Raw genomic sequence first — 20,255 nt, 5'->3', positions numbered from 1 at the left:
CTTTCTTATTAAGAATAGAAAAGCATTATGCTTTTTCTTCTTTTAGTGTCGATGTTTCTTTTTGGGCTCTTTTTCTTCGAAACCTGAACGTAATATTTCATCCCATAATGACGAGCTCACACCGAATCCTTTTTCAGGATCCGAATAGTGATGTAACATATGATGCTGTTTAATGCGTTTGAAAATCCCACTCTTAAAGTTTGCATGGTGCATGGCATAGTGACATTCATCATAGATCAAGTATCCAATCATAAATCCGGAGAAAAAGCAAGCCAGGATAAACTCATTTGAAAAGAACAATGTGAATCCAAAATATACCAGCGCTGCCAAAGGGATACTTGCCGATAAAGGCATCACCAAGCGCATCCGGTCTCTGGGATAGTCATGATGTACACCGTGAAAAATGAAAGCAATCCGTTTCCCCCACTCTGAGGTCGGATGAAAGTGGAATACCCAGCGGTGGAGTGCATATTCAAATGCTGTCCAAAATGCCAAACCAAAAACAAAGTACCCAAGATATGTCATTAGGGAAACTTCTCCCAAACCAGAGCTTTATACGAAAAGAAAACAACTACGGGTACATAGAAAATCAAAGGTACACTCCAGTGCACTTTCGTCAAAGACTCCAAAAAGTCATTTTTGAACATGCGCGTAGATTCCGTAGAATTTGAAACATAATTACGCTTTGCCATAATACTATTTTTATTATTCCCTCACAAAAATACGTATTTTAAGCACAAATGAAGAAGGTTCAAGACTAGAAAAACAAAATATTTGACCTTTTCAACAAAAAGGTTAAACACATAGTTAGGAAAATCTTAGTCTAAAACCTTTTATTTGATCTTTTAACTTAAATTTTCTTCAAATTTTGTCAATTTTGATCAAAAATACGCACGATCAAAATTGACAAAATCAAGACAGTTTCTTATTTAAAGTTGACTGTTCCACCCGCCATTTTCTTTTCTACGCGCTGTTCTGGCTTGCCATACACATCGATTGTGCCGCCACCACGCGTTTTCGTTTCAATAGAATCAACCGCATTGACTTCCGCTTTTCCACCGCCGTTCACTGTGACGATCGTGGTTTTCGTTTTAAAATCTTTCCCCTCATATTTACCACCAAAATTTGAGATAATCTCCTGTCTATCCGCTTTACCATAGAGTGCTATCGTCGCTCCGGAGGTCACTTTCACCTCAGCATTTTTCGCATCAGCATAGAGGTCCACCAACCCGCCCTCCGATGCATAGAGTTTTAGCTGGTCAGATGACACGACATTATTTGATGTAGCAAATACTTTAGCCCCTTTCTTAGCCTCTATATTTTTCAAACTTTTATAATATACTTTTACAGAGATATTCCCTCCCTGCAACATATTTAGGGTATTCATTTTTAGAGCCAGAGCACCATTTGTATTGACTACCTTTACATTCTCGTAGTTCTGCCCTTCAAAGGTCACCAGGGATTCATTGGATTTGATCAGTTCCACCTGTATTTTATCTGTAGCGACAACTGAACTAAAATCGCCTACATTTTGTTTCGCCTGTCCGAAACCGACTTGGGTCATTAATAAAAGAAATGCACTGATTCCTAAAAATTTCATAACTGTTTTATCTATATTTCCACCTTTTTGATATACTTCTCCGCCGTATCGTTACTTAATATTGTCCAACGGGATTGCATATTCATTCTGACTTATTCGAATTTCTTAATGTCAAAAAACACGCCAATCATCACTATTAAGCCCTTTTTTAACCTATTTTGACAAAAAAAAAGGTGTCCTGTAATCCAGGACACCTCATATTATGTTATGTTTTGTTCAGCTTACAATTTGCTGTTTACGTCTACTGCATTCAAATCAGCAAATGCTTCTTTCAAGCGAGCAACAAATGTTTCTTCACCTTTACGTAACCATACACGTGGATCGTAATATTTCTTGTTTGGAGAATCTGCACCTTCAGGGTTTCCGATCTGTCCTTGCAAATAATCGTGGTTTTTAGCTTCGTAACCTCTCACGCCATCCCAAAATGCCCATTGCATATCTGTATCGATGTTCATTTTGATCGCACCATAAGAGATCGCTTCAGCAATTTCCTCTGGAGAAGAGCCAGATCCACCGTGGAATACAAAGTTCACTGGTTTTTCAGCAGCAAGCTTGTATTTTTCGCGGATATATTCTTGAGAATTGTGTAAGATCACAGGTTGTAATTTTACATTACCTGGTTTGTAGACACCATGTACGTTACCGAATGCTGCCGCAACTGTAAATTTGTCAGATACTTTAGACAATTCTTCGTATGCGTAAGCAACCTCTTCTGGCTGTGTATATAATTTAGAGCTGTCCACATCTGAGTTGTCAACACCATCTTCTTCTCCACCTGTAACACCTAATTCGATCTCTACAGTCATACCTAGTGGTTTCATGCGCGCTAAGTATTTTGCAGAAATTTCGATATTCTCTTCGATTGGTTCTTCAGATAGATCCAACATATGTGAAGAGAACAATGGTTTACCGTGTTGTGCAAAGAATTTCTCACCAGCGTCCAACAAACCGTCGATCCAAGGTAAAAGTTTTTAGCAGCGTGATCGGTGTGCAAAATTACCGCAACACCGTAGTGCTCTGCCAGCAAATGCACGTGTTGTGCTGCAGATACCGCACCCAATACACAAGCTTGCAGGTTGTCATTATTTAATGTTTTACCCGCATAGAATTGTGCACCACCATTTGACAATTGAATAATTACAGGAGAGTTTACTGCTTTAGCAGTTTCCATTACCGCATTGATAGAATTTGTTCCGATAATGTTTACCGCAGGCAAAGCAAATTTGTGTTTCTTTGCAACTTCAAACAACTCTTGTACTTGATCTCCCGTCAATACACCTTTAAAATCTTTTAGGCTCATATTACTGTTATTGATTTATTTTAATCTTTATTAACTCTTAAAGCTACTAAATTATTAAAAATAATTATCACTTCCTAATTTTTAAAGTGTACTAAATACACTATCAAATATTTATTACCATAATCCTTGTACACTGATAAAGCAGGCAGTTGTTCGTCATCCAAAATGTAGTTTATCCAGCCAGGCCAATTCAAGCCACATCAGATAGATTGACATGCAAAGGCTCACAAACTCCCGACACTGTCTAACTATTCAACAAAAAACAGGACTGATAAGGCATGAAATGCATCATGGATTATTTAAATTTGAGCTCACTAATATTGTAATCATTATGCTACAGATATACGGTATCAAAAATTGTAACACAGTAAAAAAGCCTTGACATGGTTAGAAGACAATCAGATTGCCTATCAATTTCATGACTTCAAAAAGGAAGGTGTCAGTGATGAAAAACTACAAGAATGGGAGAAAAAGGTTGACTGGCAATCACTGGTCAATAAAAAGGGTACTACCTGGAAGAAACTGACCGCAGAGGAACAAGCGGGGTCGTTGACGCAAACAGTGCCAATAACGTATTAAAGGTACACACCAGTATGATCAAACGCCCTGTGATCGAACACGATAAGGGTATCCTACTCGGATTCAGTGAAGACGACTATAACAGCAACTTAAAATAATTGTTACAAGCTCCTTAAAAAGGAGCTTTTTTTGCCTTATGTACTTTTCATTGTATATTGTGACCAATAAACATAATTTAATACGAACAGATATGATGAAAAGACTTGCATTGGCTTCTTTGAGCCTTGTTGCTTTGAGCTATGCTTTTCCGTCCTTTTCCCAGGAAAAAACATCCAACTATAGTTATACAGAAGCTTTTGCACCATTATTTTTCAAGAACAATGGAAATGATTATCGTTCTGCGGCCGGTAAGCCCGGACCCGGATATTGGCAAAATGCTGCGGACTACAAGATACAGGCATCACTAAACGACCAAAATGATCAGGTAACTGGTGCAGTGGAGATTACCTATAGTAACAACAGTCCTGACAATATGGATTACCTTTGGCTTCAATTAGACCAAAATATGTTTTCACAACATGGCCGTGGTCAGTTGATTTCTCCCTTGACCAATAGCCGATATGGTGATGGAAACTCAAAATTTGATGGCGGTTACCAGATCCAATCTGTCACCGATGTCAATGGAAAAACCATAGAGCATATTATTGATGATACACGTATGCAGCTGCGGCTACCGGCCGCGCTGAAAAGTAAGGGTGGAAAAATTACATTCAAGATTACTTACCAATATACCGTGCCACAATATGGTGCTGACCGTACGGGTATCCTTGACACCAAAAATGGAAAAATCTATGCTATTGCGCAATGGTTTCCCCGGCTTTGTGTCTATGATGACATTAGAGGATGGAATACATTGCCTTATACAGGACCCGGAGAATTTTATCGCGAATTTGGCAATTATCAGGTAGAAATCACAGCACCTGCTAATCATATCGTTGTTCTAGGAGGTGAGCTCTTAAATCCACAGGAGGTATTTACAGCAGACCAATTCAAAAGATATCAACTGGCATTACGAAGTGATGAGACGGTATTGATTCGCTCTGCGGAAGAAGTGACCGCAAAAAGTTCCAGACCAAGCAAAAAAGCGTTGACCTGGAAATATCAGCTCAACAATGCACAGGATATCGCATGGGCATCCTCTACTTCCTTTATATTAGATGGCGCTAAGATCAATCTGCCAAGTGGCAAAAAAGCTCTTGCGCTGTCAGCTTATCCTGTAGAAAGTAACAGCAACAATGCTTGGGAGCGTTCAACAGAATACACCAAAGCTGCCATCGAAATTTATTCCAAAAACTGGTTTGAATACCCCTACCCGGTAGCCGTAAATGTTGCCTCCAACGTAGGTGGTATGGAATATCCTGCCCTGTCATTCTGTGGCAATCAAGCCAAGGCAGGCTCACTCTGGGGTGACCAATCACGAGTTTGGCCACAACTGGTTCCCAATGATTGTCGCGTCCAACGAACGTGAACATGGCTGGATGGATGAAGGCTTCAATACTTTTATCAATGAGCTAGCGACACAAGAATTTAATAAAGGTGAATATCATCGTCCTCAGGCTAGCCGCTCGTATATTTTCACGTCACAGAATCTCGAGCCGATTATGAGTACACCGCAAAATATGAAAGAGCGTAATATCGGTGCCCTTGTATATTACAAACCAGCCTATGGACTAAAATTATTGCGCAATGAGATTATCGGCAAAGAGCGCTTCGATTACGCCTTTAAAAAATACATCCAGGAGTGGGCTTTTAAACACCCGACACCAGAAGATTTCTTTAAAGCGATCGAAAACGGAACCGGTGAAAACCTCAATTGGTTTTGGCGGGGATGGTTTGTCAACAACTGGCAAATGGATCAGGCGATCAAGGCTGTTTCCTATGTCAACAATCAGCCTATGCTCGGCGCACTGGTAACTGTGGAAAATCTGGAAAAATTGCCAATGCCTATTATCGTGGAAGCAACCACCGTATCGGGCAAAAAAATAAGAAAAAACTACCCGTGGAAATCTGGGAAAGAAACAATGTATGGCAATTTAAAATTGCGACAAACGAAGCTTTACAGTCTGTTCAGCTAGATCCCGATGACGTGATGCCAGACAAGAATCCGGACAATAATACATGGAAGGCAAATTAGCGCGATAATTCAAAATCTATTCGTTATTTTTGATAAGGAAATTCTCTGCAATGAAACCATTATGATCAAAAATTATTCATCATGGTTTCATTGCAATAAACGAATAAAAACGGAAGGTAACAAGCTCATTTATGTATAATATATATATCCCCATGAAAGTAATACAAACGATTCTAAGCTGCTTATTGATTACGTTGGTCTCCGGACAACTATTTGCACAGGAAAAAACCAAAGGTATTATTATGGAGCTTGTCAGCGGAGAAAAGATAGAAGCTGCGCAGATCCAGAATTTACGGAGCAAAGTAGAAGTTCAGACCAACAGGGATGGATCATTTGCCATCGATGCCAATCTCAATGATCTCTTATTGATCAAAGCCAACGGATATGAACAAGATACTGTATTTATTTATGATACAAGTCTACGGAGAATCTATTTGAACAGAATAAATACCCCTATTGAATTGAGCCAAGTTGTCGTCGAACGGATGACTGACAGTAGACTTGCAGCTGAAATTCAACGGGAAAAAGAAGCCGGAAAATATTCGGATGCTAGCAAAAACCGCGGCGGGATCCGTATCTCTCCCAGTCGCATATTTGGCAAGGAGGGTAAACAGGCACGCTCAAACTACAAACTTCTCGTAGCGGAAATGGAAAAAGAGCCGTTGACCGGAAGTTTACTGATAATCTCATCAAAGAGCTGACGCCTCTCAACGCTTCCGAACTGGCATTATTTAAAGAAAGATTTAGACCTTCATATCAGTTTATCCAAAACAGCAGCATAGAAACACTGCGGGTCTATATCATGGATAGTTACAAGAAATTTAACGAGAAAAAATAAAAAACGATACTTTTTATCATGTGATTGTCAGAATGTTTTAAACTGTAATATTTTTTATTTCAGTTTAAAACCTTTTGCATTACCTTTGTGTTATCAAAATTAAAAAATCAGCAACAGGATGTTACACAACTTGAGATTTGCAACAGCTTTACATATTATGGTCCTAGCACAATTGGAGGAGTCCGAACAGTGGCTCTCTTCCGAATATATCGCGTCAAGCATCCAGGTAAATGCTGTTGTAGTCCGCAAGGAGATCGCTTCGCTAAAAGCAGCGGCTTTATTAGTGAGTAAGGAGGGCAAAGGTGGAGGGATTCGCATCAACAAAGAAAAAGAGCGCATCAGTCTTGCAGACATCTATCAAAGTACAAAACAAAATGAGCTATCGGGTAAATTCAACAATCCCAATCCAGCTTGTATTGTAGGTAAAAACATCAATGCCAAATTGCAGGATCTTTATCAGGAAGTCGACACTGATATTGTAGCGCGTTTGGGAAAAATGACGCTGGTTGATTTCAGTAAAACATTTAATTAAAAACACACATGAAAGTAGCAGTAATTGGATCCACAGGATACGTAGGAACACATCTTGTCAAAGAATTGGTTGACCGCAACTACCAGGTCGTAGCACTAGCTCGTCATACAGATAGCATTACATCGAACGACAAGATAACGAAAGTACAGGTTGACATCAACAATCATGAACAGTTGGTAAACGCCTTAACAGGCGTTGATGTAGTTATTTCGGCATTTAATGCAGGCTGGACTAACCCTAACCTTTACGAAGATTTTACCCAAGGTGCTTTAGCAATTCAACAAGCCGTTAAAGATGCGGGCGTTAAACGATTTATTGTTGTTGGTGGAGCTGGAAGCTTATTAATTGATGGCAATCGTCTGGTCGATTCACCAGATTTCCCTCAGGAAATCAAACCCGGAGCTTTGGCAGCAGCAGATTATCTTGATACCATTCGCAAGGAAGAACAGCTGAACTGGACGATGATCAGCCCAGCCATAGAGATGAATCCGCATGCTGGCGGTACACGCACTGGCAATTATCGCACAGGCTTGGATACGCCGGTATTTGATAAAGAAGGGCGTTCGAGACTATCGGTTGAAGATCTTGCCGTTGCCATTGTGGACGAGATCGAGAACAAACAGTTTACAAACAAACGTTTTACAGCTGCCTACTAATCGTGCTACAATCGTTTGATTTAGATTTTATACAAATTTTTATTACAAAAGGGAAGCGCAATCTTCCCTTTTGTCGTTGATATCATTTATATTTGACATTAATTAAACAATTAAAAAGCTAAATAATCGAAAAGAATTAATCCTATGCTATTTAAAAAATCGATTCCTAAACTGATTGCTGAGGCAAATGAAAATGGTGAACATACACTGAAACGAACATTAACAAGTGGCGGATTAATTGCGCTAGGCGTTGGAGCTATCATTGAGCAGGACTATTTTCCCTAACCGGAATTGCAGCTGCAGAGAATGCTGGTCCCGCTGTTATCTTATCTTTTATTATCGCTGCCGTTGGTTGTGCCTTTGCAGGTCTCTGTTACGCCGAATTTGCATCCATGATTCCGGTCGCTGGGAGCGCCTACACCTATTCTTACGCAACTATGGGTGAATTCGTTGCCTGGATCATCGGATGGGATCTTGTATTGAGTACGCACTAGCGGGTGCCACCGTAGCCGTCAGTTGGTCGCAATACTTTAATCAGCTCCTGATGATTTTTCACATCCATCTACCCGACGCACTGCTGAAAGGCCCCTGGGAAGGAGGTATGGTTAATTTACCAGCCATCATTATCGTATGTTTGCTTTCTCTGCTATTAATGCGTGGAACACAGGAATCATCACGCGTAAACAATATCCTAGTGATCTTAAAGGTAGGCGTTGTATTGATTTTTATTGCGTTGGGATGGAGCTTTATCAACCCCGCAAACCACGATCCTTTTATCCCAGTAAATGCTGGTGAGGAGATGGTCAAAAATGGACAGCTAGGCTTTTGGGCTTTTCTAAAGAGCGATGACTTCGGTCATTTTGGAATCAGCGGTGTATTGCGTGCAGCAGGTGTCGTATTCTTTGCTTTCATTGGTTTTGATGCTGTAAGTACGGCTGCCCAAGAGGCGAAAAATCCGAAAAAGGAATGCCAATTGGTATCATCGGATCATTGGTTATCTGTACCCTTCTTTATGTATTGTTCTCTTACGTAATGACAGGTATTGAAAATTATACCATGTTTAAAGGCGATGCCAAACCAGTAGCCACAGCATTTGCGAAAACAGGATATCATTTTCTGAATACAGCATTAATTATTACGATTATTGCAGGTTATACATCTGTTATTCTTGTCATGTTACTCGGACAAAGCCGGGTATTCTATTCCATGAGTAAAGATGGCTTGCTTCCAAAAATATTTTCTGATCTTTCCAAAAGACAGACTCCTTGGAAAACAAATGCAATCTTTATGGTATTCGTAAGTATCTTCGCTGGATTTGTTCCTGTTTCCGACCTTGGCCACATGGTGAGTATAGGCACCTTATTTGCCTTTACATTGGTTTGTGTAGGTATATTGGTACTCCGCAAAACCGATCCCAATCTAGAACGTCCATTCAAAACACCTCTAGTTCCTTTTGTTCCAGTTATGGGTATCATTGTCTGTGTACTGATGATGGCCTCACTACCTATCGAAAGTTGGGAACGTCTGGCAATCTGGCTGGCTCTAGGCCTATTGATTTACTTCGTCTACGGTAAAAAGCATAGTGTTATCCGCAAACAACACCGAGATCAACAAGGTATAGAATAATAGAGACAAACACGATCTATTGATACTTGTCTCCAAATAAACAAATCGGGCTTCTTAAAAAAAGCCCGATTTGTTTATTTGTTTTTGAATTCGCATGCCAAATAAGCTATAATGCGCTCAACTTAAAATAGCCATTTGCAATTACATCTTCTTTCAACCCGGTTTTGGGAACAATCTGAATATGATATTTTACTTTATCTGCATCAAGCAACAGATCTTCTATTTCATAAATATCATCTACATCCAACCCATATTTATCATCAATATGAGCTGTACTATGGTGCTTCCAAAAACGGTGCGTTTCGCCTTCTCTGTTGCTTTAGCCAAATTGGGGCAACAATCAGTTCCTTGTAATGAAATTCATCAAACTCATTTGGCTTATAGCCCCCAGGTTGACAAAAAATAATTTCAACTCTGTATCCGACACTGTAGAATTATTTTTTTCTACCACCTTAATTTCATACTCTCCGATTTTATTAACCACACGGTAAGCATCAATATGAATTTTACCATCGGCATCAGGCCAGAAATCTTTAATTGGGTCTATAAAATCCTTCAGTTCATTACCGATTCCAAAAAAGATATCATGCTGTTCTGTACGTCTATTTTTCGGTTTACAACCGATCAAAATCATAAATAATTTCATATGCAAATAATCTGTCTTTGAATGGCTATATGGAATATCCAGGTTATTTTCATCAGTGTTTGTGCTTTCCAATCATGGATATTTCATAACTTAAGCCCATTAAACAATAAAAATAACGATTATCCACCACATTTAATACAGATAAAGACCTGACTATGAGTAAAATTTTCCTATCATTTACGTTACTATTCCTGTCTTTGTATTCTTTCGGGCAAAAACGAAGTACAGATAAAAAACTTGAAAAACAGATAAAACAGCTTATTCAGGGTTTTCAGGGAGAAGTAGGTATCTATGTGCATGACCTAAAGAAACACAAGGAAGTCAACATCGGAGCCGATAGCATCTTTCCTACCGCAAGCGTTGTCAAGATCCCGATTTTAGTGGGTATCTTTGATAAAATTGAAAAAGGACAGTTACAGTTAGACCAAGAGTATGTCTATCGTGAAAGTCAAAAGTATGGTGGCTCGGGTCTGATGCAATTTTTTAAGGACAGCAGCAAGGTTGATCTCAAAACACTGGTCGCCCTCATGCTCTCTTATAGCGACAATGTAACAAGCATCTGGAATCAAAAGCTCGCTGGTGGTGGCATAGCGATCAACAAGTTGATGAGCGATCTTCAATTACAGCATACACGTGTCAATTCACAAACCGAAGGAAGAAAAGCTGATTGGGAAAAATACGGTTGGGGGCAGACGACAGCCAAGGAGATGGCAGATCTCCTAACTTTGATCCGTCAGGGAAAAGTAGTCTCAGTAAAATCTTCGGATCGGATGTATCGTTTTCTGGGCAATATGTTCTATGATGAAAGAGCGCTTTCCCAGATTCCTGCGACAGTCAAGGCAGCCTCTAAAACTGGTTCCTTGGATGATGTACGTAACGAAGTGATTTTGGTCAACGCACCTAAGGGCGACTATGTATTCAGCATATTCACCAAAAACAATCAGGATAAGAGCTGGGGTAAAACCAATGCTGCAGAAGTGTTGACACGCAATCTCTCCAAATTACTGTGGGATTACTACGGCAAATAATTTGTGTGCTCCGATTGATTAAGCCTGCCTGCACCGCAGCACAACGATGATATGATCCTTTGGTAGCGCTAAATTTGATTCAAATGACAGCATATAGTTGTAGGCTGATAATAATATTGGATATGCTGCTGTAATGACGATTAGCGTCCCTCCAACGTCGGCACGTCGCGGTGATATCCGCTCCAAAAGCTGATCATTAATGACCGTCAATACAAATAAAGAACATAAAAACGGAGGCTGAAACAGTCTCCGTTTTTATGTTCTTAAATAAGCGAATTAGTTTTTCAACAAATCACTACCATTTCTGGCTTTGCGGCCATTATTGTCATTTACTTTTTAAAAGCATCCTTCACATCTTTTGCAGCTTCTTTTGTACCGGATGCAACATCCTTAGCTACCTTTTTAGTACCATCAGCAACGTCACCAGCCACTTTTTAGTACCATCCGCTACATCTTTTGCCACATCCTTAGTTTTATCGGCGGCTTTATTCGCTGCATCTACCGTAGCATCTTTCGCATCTTTCAAACCTTCTTTTACGTCCTGACCAGCATCACGCAATGCAGTTTTAGTTTTCTCCCAAGCTGTGTTAGCCTCTTCCGAAGCCGCACGGGCCTTCTCTTCTGCAGCCTTATCACCTTTGGCGATTGCTTCATCTAAGGCCTTCTTAGCTTCCTCAGCTTTCAAACGCGCAGTTTCCTCAGCGTTCTTTAAATCTGCTATTGCTGCATCTACATGCTCACCTACTGTTTGTGCAGTATCTGTAGCGTCTGACGCTTTCTTCTCCGAATTATTGCAAGAAGACATTACCAATGCTCCCGCTACTACTGCTAAAAGTGCAATTTTTTTCATTAGAATATTTGTTTTTAATGGCAAGAAGTCATCAAGAGCTTATATCTATCCTTTTTGGAGTCTATTCACTGCATGATGGTTTCATGTAAGTTTGTAATTATATGATTAACTAGTCTTCAATTTACAACTTCTATGCCAAATAGAAAAACTTATTGTTTTGGGTAAATTGTTCCTTCGCCGCTTCCAATGTATTTTTCAATAATCCAACGATGGTCATTAAACCCACACCGCCCGGTACCGGAGTAATCCAGGAAGCTTTAGGTGCCACATGCTCAAAGTCCACGTCACCATATAATTTAAACCCAGATTTTGTTTCAGTAGATGTTTCTCTATTGATACCTACATCAATTACCACAGCTCCCTCTTTGACCATATCTGCAGTAACAAAATTCTTTCTACCGATAGCAGCCACGACAATATCACCACGCAAAACCTCAGTTTTAAGATCTTTCGTACGACTATGTGTTAACGTAACAGTACAGTTTCCGGGATTGGCATTGCGAGCCAATAAGATGCTCATCGGCGAACCAACAATATTGCTTCGGCCTACCACCACTGCATGTTTACCCGCTGTCTCGATCTTGTAATAATCAAGCATCAACATAATCCCATAAGGTGTCGCTGGGATAAAACAAGGAAGATTACGTTGCATACGCCCCAAGTTGATCGGGTGAAATCCATCCACATCTTTGCGATAATCAATTGCTTCGGTAACTTTGTCCGGATCGATATGTTTTGGTAAAGGCAATTGAACGATCAGACCGTCGATCGTATCATCTTTGTTGATTTCTTTGACCTTAGCGATCAATTCCTCTTCGCTGATACTTTCATCGTAACGGATATTTGTAGATTCAAAGCCGACCAATTGACAATTGCGCATTTTGCTGGCTACATAGGTCTCACTACCACCATCATTACCAACAAGGATAGCCACCAAATGCGGTTTACGGCCAGTTTGCGTTGTAAATTCAGCCGCGTCCAACGCAATTTGTTCTTTGATTTTTTCGGAAACTAGTTTACCATCTAATAGATTCATGTTTAGGAGATTTGATTGTATTTAAAAGGAGCCCAAGAGCTCCTTTATTTTATATAATTTAAAATGTTATTAATCCAATTTCAATACAGCCATAAATGCAGATTGCGGAATTTCTACGTTCCCAACCTGACGCATGCGTTTTTTACCTTTTTCTGTTTTTCCAACAATTTACGTTTACGCGAGATATCACCACCATAACATTTTGCGGTTACATCTTTACGCAAAGCGGAGATCGTTTCACGTGCGATGATCTTCGCCCCGATAGAAGCCTGAATACGGATCTCAAATTGCTGGCGAGGGAGAAGTTCTTTCAGTTTCTCACAGATTTTCTTACCAAAATCATAGGCATTGCTTCGGTGAATCAAAGAAGACAAGGCATCCACAGGTTCATCGTTCAATCGGATATCCAATTTAACCAAATCCGAAGTACGGTAACCGATCTGATGATAGTCAAATGAAGCGTAACCTTTGGAAATAGTTTTCAACTTGTCATAGAAGTCAAATACAATCTCACCCATTGGCATCTCAAAAACCAACTCCACACGATCCGAAGTTAGGTAATGCTGATTCATGATTGTACCGCGTTTTTGAATACACAAAGACATGATCGGTCCCACGAAATCCGATTTCGTGATAATATTAGCTTTGATATATGGTTCTTCAATCGAATCCAATTTACTTGGATCGGGCAAGTCTGAAGGATTATGTACAATCACTTCTTCCTTATCCTTTGTCATGTAGGCTTTATAAGATACGTTGGGCACGGTAGTAATTACCGTCATATCAAACTCTCTTTCCAAGCGTTCCTGAATAATCTCCATATGGAGCATACCCAAGAAACCACAACGGAAACCAAAACCTAAAGCTGCTGAAGACTCCGGTTCGAACACCAAAGAAGCATCATTCAATTGCAGACGGTGCATTGATTCACGCAATTCCTCGTAGTCTTCGGTATCCACAGGATAGATACCGGCAAAGACCATTGGTTTCACCTCTTCAAATCCTTGGATTGCCGCACCGCAAGGGCGGTCTTTATGGGTAATGGTATCCCCTACTTTCACTTCACGTGCTTCCTTGATACCAGAAATAATATAACCTACATCCCCTGTCTTGATGACTTCTTTTGGCACTTGATTGAGCTTCAAGGTACCGATCTCATCCGCAAAATACTCTTTGCCAGTCGCAACGAATTTTACTCTATCCCCTTTACGGATCTCGCCATTTTCAACTTTGAAGTAAGCCATGATACCACGGAATGAGTTGAATACAGAGTCAAAAATCAAGGCCTGTAGCGGTGCATCAGCATCACCTACAGGATGTGGGATACGTTCAACAATGGCTTCCAGGATATCTGGAACGCCAAGACCTGTCTTTCCAGAAGCAGGAATAATTGCATCACGTTCACCACCGATCAAATCCACGATCTGATCTTTCACCTCTTCAGGCATCGCCCCGGAAGATCCATCTTATTTAAGATCGGGATAATTTCCAAGTCATGCTCTAAAGCCAAATATAAGTTTGAAATTGTTTGTGCCTGAATCCCTTGTGATGCATCCACAATTAACAACGCCCCTTCACAGGCAGCGATAGAACGGGATACTTCATATGAAAAGTCAACGTGTCCAGGAGTATCAATCAGGTTCAAGATATATTCCTGACCATCTTTTTTATAATTCATTTGGATGGCGTGACTCTTGATCGTAATACCACGTTCACGTTCCAAATCCATATTATCAAGTAATTGTGCCTGTGCTTCGCGCTGACTGATGGTATTGGTATACTCTAAAAGGCGATCTGCCAAAGTACTTTTGCCATGGTCAATATGCGCAATAATACAGAAATTACGAATGTGCTTCATATAGGATTTTTAAACTCTTTTGCTAAAAGGCAAAGATACCTTTTTTATACATATTTATAGAATCAAGTATATTTTTCGTTTGTGGAATAAGGTAGGACGAAAAGATTCGCAATAGCCATGAGCCACAACCAGAAAGCTTTTTTATTTTCATTCGGCTACCGCGTAGGAAAAATGCTTCTGGTTGCGTGTCACCTTATCCATATCCCAGGTGATCTTATTTTTAAATTGTTCCGAACGTATCGGACAGTCCGTCACCTGGCAATAACGGCAACATTGTGGGAGACAAGGATCTGCATGTACAAAAAACTCGGTGCGAACAGACATTTCCTTATTGACAATCTTATCGACTGCCGAAATTTCATCGTGTACCTTCACTAAATCAAGGTAACGGGGTAAGGTCAGATGGCAATCCACATGCAGTTCGTTGCCATAACGCTGCACCCGAAGATTATGCACATCAATCCACTCCGCCTTACGATTACGTTCCAAAATAGCCACCACATCCTGCACAAGCTCGGTATCCGATTCATCCATCAGACCACCGATAGACTGCCGAAGCAATTTGTAACCGTTGAATAAGATAAAAAGGCCCAATATAATGGAAATCACCACGTCGATCCATTGGAATCCCGTTAGCTTCATCAGAAGTAAACCCAATATCAAGCCGATTGTACTATAGGCATCCACCTGCAGATGCTTACCATCGGCCACCAAAGTAATGGATCCTAGGGCACGCCCCTTTTCATGATATAAAACCCAACAGCAAAATTGATTAGCGAAGTAATTCCGATCAAATAGATCCCTTGTTCGAGATGCGTAATTTCTGCCGGGAAAAAGATATTGTAACAGGCTTTTGCCAAAATAATCGCACCAGCGATAAAGATCAGTCCGCCCTCAAGGAAAACAGAGAAAACTCAACTTTACCATGTCCATAAGGATGGTTTTCATCTTTAGGTTGTGCAGCAAGGTAAATGCTATAAAATGCGAAACCTGAGGCCACAACATTGACGATACTCTCGGCAGCATCTGTAAAGATGGCGCTGGAATCTGTTAAAAAATAGGCAACAAACTTAATGATCATTAAGCCTATTCCCGTAAACAGGGATAATAAAACCAATCTTGTTTGTCTCGACATGACCTGTATTTTGTAGGGCAAAGGTAAAGATATAACGCCAAATCAAATTGATTAGTTTTACACATCAATAGCACAAAGATGTCAATATTTGTTGGCTAAATCGCTTCAAGCGCTTTTTGTTACCAAAGCGCCAATAAAAACAGTCCTTTTCTTTGTAAATTTTCAAAAATAAAGACAATTATTTGCGACGTATATAATATCTTTGTCTTACCATGAGCACATCATCATACTTATCAGACAGGATAAATAATTTGTCCGAATCGGCTACACTTAAAATGACCAAGTTGGGCCGCGAATTAGCAGCAAAAGGCGTTAATGTAATTAGCCTTAGCGTAGGTGAACCTGATTTTAACACGCCTGAACATGTAAAAGATGCAGCAAAGAAGGCCCTGGATGAAAACTGGACACGTTATTCGCCAGTACCCGGATATCCTGAATTGCGTCAGGCGATTGTGAATAAATTGAAGACAGAGAATAATCTGGACTATGATATTTCGCAGATCGTTGTTTCAACAGGAGCAAAACAATCCCTGTCTAATGTGATCCTAACGTTGATCAATCCAGGTGATGAGGTGATTATTCCTACACCATACTGGGTATCCTACTCGGAGATGGTTGTTTTAGCAGAGGGAAAATCAGTATTTATCAATACAGAGATCGACAATAACTTTAAGATTACACCTGAGCAACTGGAAGCGGCCATTACGCCAAAAACCAAACTGTTTATGTTCTCTTCACCAAACAATCCAACTGGAACAGTTTATAGTAAAGATGAACTAGCTGCATTGGCTAAAGTTTTTGAGAAACATCCACAGATATTCATTCTATCTGATGAGATCTATGAGCACATCAACTTTGTGGACAAACACGAATCCATTGCACAGTTTGACAGCATCAAAGACCGTGTTATTATCATCAATGGTTTCTCAAAAGCCTTTGCGATGACAGGCTGGCGTTTGGGTTATATTGCGGCCAACAAAACTATCGCGGCGGCAAATGATAAATTGCAGGGCCAGACAACTTCAGGTACTTGCTCGATTTCACAACGTGCAGGTATTGTTGCATACGAACAAGGATTAGAGTCAGTCAACAAGATGAAAGAAGCCTTTGCACGTCGTCGTCAATTGGTCTACGATCTTTTGAGTGATATCCCAGGGTACGCACCAATCTTCCAGAAGGTGCTTTCTATTTCTTCCTGAAATTTCATCCTTCTTCGGCAAAAAGACCAAGATGGCAATATCATTAAAAATTCATCTGATCTCGCTTTATATTTATTGAATGTTGGTCACGTTGCAACCGTAGGCGGTGACTCTTTTGGTAATGACAACTACATTCGTTTATCTTATGCTGCTTCTGACGAAAGTCTGATCGAAGCATTAAAGCGAATCAAAGGAGCATTAGGCAAATTAGCATAATCAATACACCCTATACTGAATGGGCTATCCAAGAAAATTGGATAGCCCATTTTTTTATCAATCCCAGTTGTATCAATCTCGCTGTATTTTCCACAACGGTATATTCAAATACGTTCTTTTATTTGATATGCTCCATCACCTCAATGAATTTCTTACCCTTATTTTTCGGATCAAAAAGCATTTTTTCTACCTTATCTAGCTCAAGAGCCTCGAGATGACTAGGTAACACACTCTCTTTCATCAACTTCAACAATTGATCCCAGTCCGCACGATTGATCTTGTGCTGAATCAAGGCCATCATCTGGACCGCATTGCGGTATTCCATACTTGTTTTCAATTCCCCACCATATCCATCCAGTCACCATAAGTGAAAAGCCTATTTTTTACCTTTTGCAATTGTAAGGCTTTCATCTTGACCATATCATAACCCAGCAGCATCTCCGTGACAGAATCAATCTCGATACAGGTCGCGATCTTCGCATAATCTTTTGGGAACTCCCCGTGCATCGTCATCCAAAAGCTTACAGAACGCTGGTACCTCCTTTTTCAGGGAATCACAGTTCTGCTGCGCATGCAGTTCCATTGTCATGATCAGGACTAGTCCGATTGCTAACATCCGCAGATAAATAGATTTCAATTTCATGCTTCGAAGATACCCATTTTTGGGAAATATCATCCATAGCACATAATTCACAATGATTTTGGCGCTTCAGCCAAATATTTATTACATTTACCTTTATGAGTATTTTAACAGAAAAATTCAAAACGAAGCACGATACGGCTCCGTTTTCACAGATAAAAACGAAGATTATATCCCTGCATTTGATGCAGCAATTCAAAAACAAAAGATGAAGTTGACGCCATTGTCAACAATCCTGACGCAGCTACATTTGACAATACCATTGCAGCGATGTCCTATTCCGGACAGACCTTAGACAGGTTGTCCAGTATCTTTTCAATCTCCATTCTGCGGAGACCAATGATGAACTCGAAAAGATAGCACAGGATGTTGCCCCTAAATTATCCGCTTTAGGCAATGACATTACGCTAAACTTCGACTTGTTCAAACGCGTAAAAGCGGTTTACGATCAGAAAGATCAACTGTCACTTACCACAGAACAAACCACATTATTGGAAAAAATCCTACAAAGATTTTGTTCGCAATGGAGCGTTGTTGAATGATGAGCAGAAAGAACAGTTGCGTGCGATTGATGCCGAACTATCGCTTTTAAAATTAAAATTCGGGAGAATGTTCTTGCTGAGACTAACGCCTATCAGCTGCTGGTTAGCGAAGAAAAAGATCTGGCGGGACTTCCAGAGGGAGCCATTGAAGCAGCCCAGGCATTAGCTAAGGCCAACGAAAAAGAGGGCTGGTTATTTACGTTGGATTTCCCAAGTTATCTGCCCTTCGTCACTTATGCCGATAACCGCGAATTGCGTCGGGAGATCACCCTGGCTGCGGGGCGCAAGGCCTTTCAGGACAATGAGTACAACAACGTTCAAAATGTATTGAAAATCGTAAAACTACGTTTTGAACGCGCTAAATTATTAGGTTATGCAACCCATGCAGATTTTGTGTTAGCCGAGCGTATGGCACAAAATCCAACAAAAGTAACCGAGTTTCTGAACGATCTGCTTGGAAAGGCAAAACCGGCAGCACAGCATGAGTTTGCTGAATTAGGTGCTTTCGCCAAGAAACTGGATGGTATCGAGCAGCTTGAAAAATGGGATGGCGCTTACTATGCGGAGAAACTAAAACAAGAACGTTTTAATCTGGATGACGAAAAGCTGAAGCCCTATTTTAAGCTCGAAAATGTGTTGCATGGTGCATTTGAGGTTGCCCACCGACTATTTGGTATCAATTTCAAAGAAGTCAACGACATTGAAACCTATCACGAAGAAGTTCAGACTTTTGAGGTCACCAAAGATAATGGTGAATTAGTAGCGATCTTCTACGCCGATTTCTTTCCACGTAAAGGGAAACGAAATGGTGCTTGGATGACATCCTTCAAACCTCAGTATGTGCAAAATGGTAAACAACAACGTCCGCATGTATCTATCGTATGCAATTTCACCCGTCCGACAGCGACTAAGCCTTCTTTATTGACCTTTCAGGAAGTAACAACCCTATTTCACGAATTCGGTCACGCCCTCCATGGCATGCTTGCAGATACCATCTATCCGACCCTATCCGGCACATCGGTCTATTGGGATTTTGTTGAGTTACCAAGTCAGGTAATGGAAAACTGGTGCTATGAAAAAGAAGCCTTGGAATTGTTTGCCAAACATTATGAAACCGGAGAAGTGATCCCAATGGAACTGGTGGAAAAAATCCGTGAGAGTGCATCTTTTCTGGAAGGAATGGCCACAATGCGCCAATTAAGCTTTGGCCTGTTGGATATGGGCTGGCATGGACAAGACCCAAGTGCCATTGCTGATCTGAAAGCATTCGAAGATGGACAATTCGCATCCACCAAGTTGTACCCCGATGTGAAAGAGAATGCGATGAGCACAGCCTTTTCCCATATTTTTAATGGCGGCTACTCATCAGGCTACTACAGCTACAAATGGGCCGAAGTACTGGATGCAGATACGTTTGATTATTTCAAACAAAATGGCATTTTCAACGCTGATATTGCCCATAAATTTCAGGACAACATCTTATCCAAAGGGGGACAGAACATCCAATGGTGCTCTATAAGCGATTTAGAGGACAGGAACCGTCTGTCGAGCCCCTACTCAAACGAGCAGGATTACTTAAATAAAAGGCGGTATCAAAAGTCAATCTTTGTGATTGACGGCAATGATATTTTTGAAAATCCATCCAATGATTAAATAAGGTCCAAGTTCGATTCCGAATTTGGATCTTATTCTTTTCTAATTACAAGGAATATCAACTACCTTACAATTTGCTCCACTACCCCTAGTTTGTTCCTAAAAGATCCCTTTTCACCTCCATAATACGATTGACGCAACTGACTACAACAAATCATAAAGAATTTGTTATATTCACCATTTATTA

At 40.4% G+C, this 20,255-nt stretch carries 22 protein-coding genes and 4 pseudogenes; 12 read left to right on the top strand and 14 right to left on the bottom strand.

Annotated elements, in window-relative coordinates; translation table 11 throughout:
• Positions 1-42: 42 nt before the first annotated feature.
• The 3 genes and pseudogenes from KUH03_RS27655 to fbaA all read right to left on the bottom strand — a co-directional run bounded on the left by KUH03_RS27655 (position 43) and on the right by fbaA (position 2,900).
• On the bottom strand, positions 43-525 hold the full coding sequence (locus KUH03_RS27655) for a sterol desaturase family protein (RefSeq protein ID WP_257087673.1): 483 nt from the start codon (positions 523-525) through the stop codon (positions 43-45).
• Positions 526-925: 400 nt separating this feature from the next.
• Complete coding sequence (locus tag KUH03_RS27650; RefSeq protein WP_257087672.1) at positions 926-1,600, bottom strand: head GIN domain-containing protein; 675 nt, start codon at positions 1,598-1,600, stop codon at positions 926-928.
• 221 nt (positions 1,601-1,821) lie between these two features.
• A pseudogene (gene fbaA / locus KUH03_RS27645) lies at positions 1,822-2,900 on the bottom strand (class II fructose-bisphosphate aldolase).
• A 378-nt stretch (positions 2,901-3,278) separates the two neighbouring features.
• On the opposite strand from fbaA, the gene KUH03_RS46875 reads away from it, so the two are divergent.
• The 8 genes and pseudogenes from KUH03_RS46875 (at position 3,279) to KUH03_RS27610 (ending at position 9,265) form a co-directional block, all read left to right on the top strand.
• On the top strand, positions 3,279-3,479 hold the full coding sequence (locus tag KUH03_RS46875; RefSeq protein ID WP_306429193.1) for a hypothetical protein: 201 nt from the start codon (positions 3,279-3,281) through the stop codon (positions 3,477-3,479).
• A 14-nt stretch (positions 3,480-3,493) separates the two neighbouring features.
• Entirely contained in the window at positions 3,494-3,577 is an 84-nt protein-coding gene (locus KUH03_RS46870; protein WP_306429813.1) for a hypothetical protein, read from the top strand.
• Between the two features lie 92 nt (positions 3,578-3,669).
• On the top strand, positions 3,670-4,947 hold the full coding sequence (locus tag KUH03_RS27635; protein ID WP_257087671.1) for a hypothetical protein: 1,278 nt from the start codon (positions 3,670-3,672) through the stop codon (positions 4,945-4,947).
• Positions 4,853-5,554: a M1 family aminopeptidase gene (locus tag KUH03_RS27630; protein WP_373564500.1), complete on the top strand. Its 702-nt coding sequence runs from the start codon at positions 4,853-4,855 to the stop codon at positions 5,552-5,554. The genes KUH03_RS27635 and KUH03_RS27630 overlap by 95 nt, the downstream gene beginning before the upstream one ends.
• A 211-nt stretch (positions 5,555-5,765) precedes the next feature.
• Positions 5,766-6,314: a hypothetical protein gene (locus KUH03_RS27625; RefSeq protein WP_257087669.1), complete on the top strand. Its 549-nt coding sequence runs from the start codon at positions 5,766-5,768 to the stop codon at positions 6,312-6,314.
• A gap of 255 nt (positions 6,315-6,569) precedes the next feature.
• Positions 6,570-6,983 (top strand): Rrf2 family transcriptional regulator, encoded by a 414-nt coding sequence (locus KUH03_RS27620; RefSeq protein WP_120262015.1) that lies wholly within the window; start codon positions 6,570-6,572, stop codon positions 6,981-6,983.
• 8 nt (positions 6,984-6,991) lie between these two features.
• Positions 6,992-7,639 (top strand): NAD(P)-dependent oxidoreductase, encoded by a 648-nt coding sequence (locus tag KUH03_RS27615; RefSeq protein ID WP_257087668.1) that lies wholly within the window; start codon positions 6,992-6,994, stop codon positions 7,637-7,639.
• A 144-nt stretch (positions 7,640-7,783) separates the two neighbouring features.
• Positions 7,784-9,265: pseudogene (locus KUH03_RS27610) on the top strand (amino acid permease).
• A gap of 106 nt (positions 9,266-9,371) precedes the next feature.
• On the opposite strand, the gene KUH03_RS27605 reads toward KUH03_RS27610, so the two are convergent.
• Positions 9,372-9,512: a hypothetical protein gene (locus KUH03_RS27605; RefSeq protein WP_257087667.1), complete on the bottom strand. Its 141-nt coding sequence runs from the start codon at positions 9,510-9,512 to the stop codon at positions 9,372-9,374.
• A gap of 93 nt (positions 9,513-9,605) precedes the next feature.
• Positions 9,606-9,911: a DUF1543 domain-containing protein gene (locus KUH03_RS27600; RefSeq protein WP_257087666.1), complete on the bottom strand. Its 306-nt coding sequence runs from the start codon at positions 9,909-9,911 to the stop codon at positions 9,606-9,608.
• A gap of 155 nt (positions 9,912-10,066) precedes the next feature.
• Between KUH03_RS27600 and KUH03_RS27595 the strand changes: the two genes are divergently transcribed.
• On the top strand, positions 10,067-10,939 hold the full coding sequence (locus KUH03_RS27595; protein ID WP_257087665.1) for a serine hydrolase: 873 nt from the start codon (positions 10,067-10,069) through the stop codon (positions 10,937-10,939).
• An 18-nt stretch (positions 10,940-10,957) separates the two neighbouring features.
• Here the strand turns inward: KUH03_RS27595 and KUH03_RS27590 are convergent, their stop codons facing one another.
• From KUH03_RS27590 to KUH03_RS46855, 7 genes and pseudogenes are all read right to left on the bottom strand, one after another.
• Positions 10,958-11,149 carry a hypothetical protein gene (locus KUH03_RS27590; protein WP_257087664.1) on the bottom strand — a complete coding sequence of 64 codons (192 nt, stop codon included), beginning with the start codon at positions 11,147-11,149 and terminating at the stop codon, positions 10,958-10,960.
• A gap of 184 nt (positions 11,150-11,333) precedes the next feature.
• Positions 11,334-11,744 (bottom strand): hypothetical protein, encoded by a 411-nt coding sequence (locus tag KUH03_RS27585; protein ID WP_257087663.1) that lies wholly within the window; start codon positions 11,742-11,744, stop codon positions 11,334-11,336.
• 175 nt (positions 11,745-11,919) lie between these two features.
• Positions 11,920-12,825, bottom strand: coding sequence for a bifunctional 5,10-methylenetetrahydrofolate dehydrogenase/5,10-methenyltetrahydrofolate cyclohydrolase (locus tag KUH03_RS27580; RefSeq protein ID WP_257087662.1), 906 nt, complete (start codon positions 12,823-12,825; stop codon positions 11,920-11,922).
• A gap of 69 nt (positions 12,826-12,894) precedes the next feature.
• Positions 12,895-14,683: pseudogene (lepA, locus tag KUH03_RS27575) on the bottom strand (translation elongation factor 4).
• A 147-nt stretch (positions 14,684-14,830) separates the two neighbouring features.
• Positions 14,831-15,394 carry a cation diffusion facilitator family transporter gene (locus KUH03_RS46865; RefSeq protein WP_306429812.1) on the bottom strand — a complete coding sequence of 188 codons (564 nt, stop codon included), beginning with the start codon at positions 15,392-15,394 and terminating at the stop codon, positions 14,831-14,833.
• Positions 15,395-15,408: 14 nt separating this feature from the next.
• Positions 15,409-15,543 carry a hypothetical protein gene (locus KUH03_RS46860; RefSeq protein ID WP_306429192.1) on the bottom strand — a complete coding sequence of 45 codons (135 nt, stop codon included), beginning with the start codon at positions 15,541-15,543 and terminating at the stop codon, positions 15,409-15,411.
• Positions 15,544-15,566: 23 nt separating this feature from the next.
• Positions 15,567-15,818, bottom strand: a complete 252-nt coding sequence (locus tag KUH03_RS46855; RefSeq protein ID WP_306429191.1) for a cation diffusion facilitator family transporter — start codon at positions 15,816-15,818, stop codon at positions 15,567-15,569.
• Positions 15,819-16,093: 275 nt separating this feature from the next.
• Here KUH03_RS46855 and KUH03_RS27565 point away from each other — a divergent pair.
• Positions 16,094-17,233, top strand: a pseudogene (locus KUH03_RS27565) (pyridoxal phosphate-dependent aminotransferase).
• Between the two features lie 118 nt (positions 17,234-17,351).
• Here the strand turns inward: KUH03_RS27565 and KUH03_RS27560 are convergent.
• Together KUH03_RS27560 and KUH03_RS27555 are read right to left on the bottom strand one after the other, a co-directional pair.
• On the bottom strand, positions 17,352-17,570 hold the full coding sequence (locus KUH03_RS27560; protein ID WP_257087661.1) for a hypothetical protein: 219 nt from the start codon (positions 17,568-17,570) through the stop codon (positions 17,352-17,354).
• Entirely contained in the window at positions 17,567-17,740 is a 174-nt protein-coding gene (locus KUH03_RS27555) for a hypothetical protein (RefSeq protein ID WP_257087660.1), read from the bottom strand. Before KUH03_RS27555 ends, KUH03_RS27560 begins: the two co-directional genes overlap by 4 nt.
• Before the next feature lie 194 nt (positions 17,741-17,934).
• Here KUH03_RS27555 and KUH03_RS27550 point away from each other — a divergent pair, with 194 nt between their 5' ends.
• Together KUH03_RS27550 and KUH03_RS27545 are read left to right on the top strand one after the other, a co-directional pair.
• The gene (locus KUH03_RS27550) at positions 17,935-18,168 is read left to right on the top strand and encodes a hypothetical protein (RefSeq protein ID WP_257087659.1); all 234 of its coding nucleotides are present in this window, start codon (positions 17,935-17,937) and stop codon (positions 18,166-18,168) included.
• Positions 18,169-18,616: 448 nt separating this feature from the next.
• Positions 18,617-20,068 carry a M3 family metallopeptidase gene (locus KUH03_RS27545; protein ID WP_257087658.1) on the top strand — a complete coding sequence of 484 codons (1,452 nt, stop codon included), beginning with the start codon at positions 18,617-18,619 and terminating at the stop codon, positions 20,066-20,068.
• Positions 20,069-20,255 lie beyond the last annotated feature (187 nt).

It is taken from the genome of Sphingobacterium sp. E70 (assembly GCF_019285695.1).
Classification (GTDB): Bacteria; Bacteroidota; Bacteroidia; order Sphingobacteriales; family Sphingobacteriaceae; genus Sphingobacterium; species Sphingobacterium detergens.
The sequence above is the reverse complement of the archived record's forward strand: the minus strand, read 5'-3'. Positions and strand labels throughout refer to the sequence as shown.

What these genes read in the sequence shown, in the direction of transcription:
- KUH03_RS46870 (WP_306429813.1), top strand. Translation starts at nt 3,494, where the DNA reads ATGATCAAACGCCCTGTGATCGAACACGATAAGGGTATCCTACTCGGA.
- KUH03_RS27595 (WP_257087665.1), top strand. Translation starts at nt 10,067, where the DNA reads ATGAGTAAAATTTTCCTATCATTTACGTTACTATTCCTGTCTTTGTAT.
- KUH03_RS27650 (WP_257087672.1), bottom strand. Translation starts at nt 1,600, where the DNA reads ATGAAATTTTTAGGAATCAGTGCATTTCTTTTATTAATGACCCAAGTC.
- KUH03_RS27615 (WP_257087668.1), top strand. Translation starts at nt 6,992, where the DNA reads ATGAAAGTAGCAGTAATTGGATCCACAGGATACGTAGGAACACATCTT.
- KUH03_RS27555 (WP_257087660.1), bottom strand. Translation starts at nt 17,740, where the DNA reads ATGCACGGGGAGTTCCCAAAAGATTATGCGAAGATCGCGACCTGTATC.
- KUH03_RS46855 (WP_306429191.1), bottom strand. Translation starts at nt 15,818, where the DNA reads ATGTCGAGACAAACAAGATTGGTTTTATTATCCCTGTTTACGGGAATA.
- KUH03_RS27620 (WP_120262015.1), top strand. Translation starts at nt 6,570, where the DNA reads ATGTTACACAACTTGAGATTTGCAACAGCTTTACATATTATGGTCCTA.
- KUH03_RS27580 (WP_257087662.1), bottom strand. Translation starts at nt 12,825, where the DNA reads ATGAATCTATTAGATGGTAAACTAGTTTCCGAAAAAATCAAAGAACAA.
- KUH03_RS27625 (WP_257087669.1), top strand. Translation starts at nt 5,766, where the DNA reads ATGAAAGTAATACAAACGATTCTAAGCTGCTTATTGATTACGTTGGTC.
- KUH03_RS27635 (WP_257087671.1), top strand. Translation starts at nt 3,670, where the DNA reads ATGATGAAAAGACTTGCATTGGCTTCTTTGAGCCTTGTTGCTTTGAGC.
- KUH03_RS27600 (WP_257087666.1), bottom strand. Translation starts at nt 9,911, where the DNA reads ATGAAATTATTTATGATTTTGATCGGTTGTAAACCGAAAAATAGACGT.
- KUH03_RS27585 (WP_257087663.1), bottom strand. Translation starts at nt 11,744, where the DNA reads ATGTCTTCTTGCAATAATTCGGAGAAGAAAGCGTCAGACGCTACAGAT.
- KUH03_RS27655 (WP_257087673.1), bottom strand. Translation starts at nt 525, where the DNA reads ATGACATATCTTGGGTACTTTGTTTTTGGTTTGGCATTTTGGACAGCA.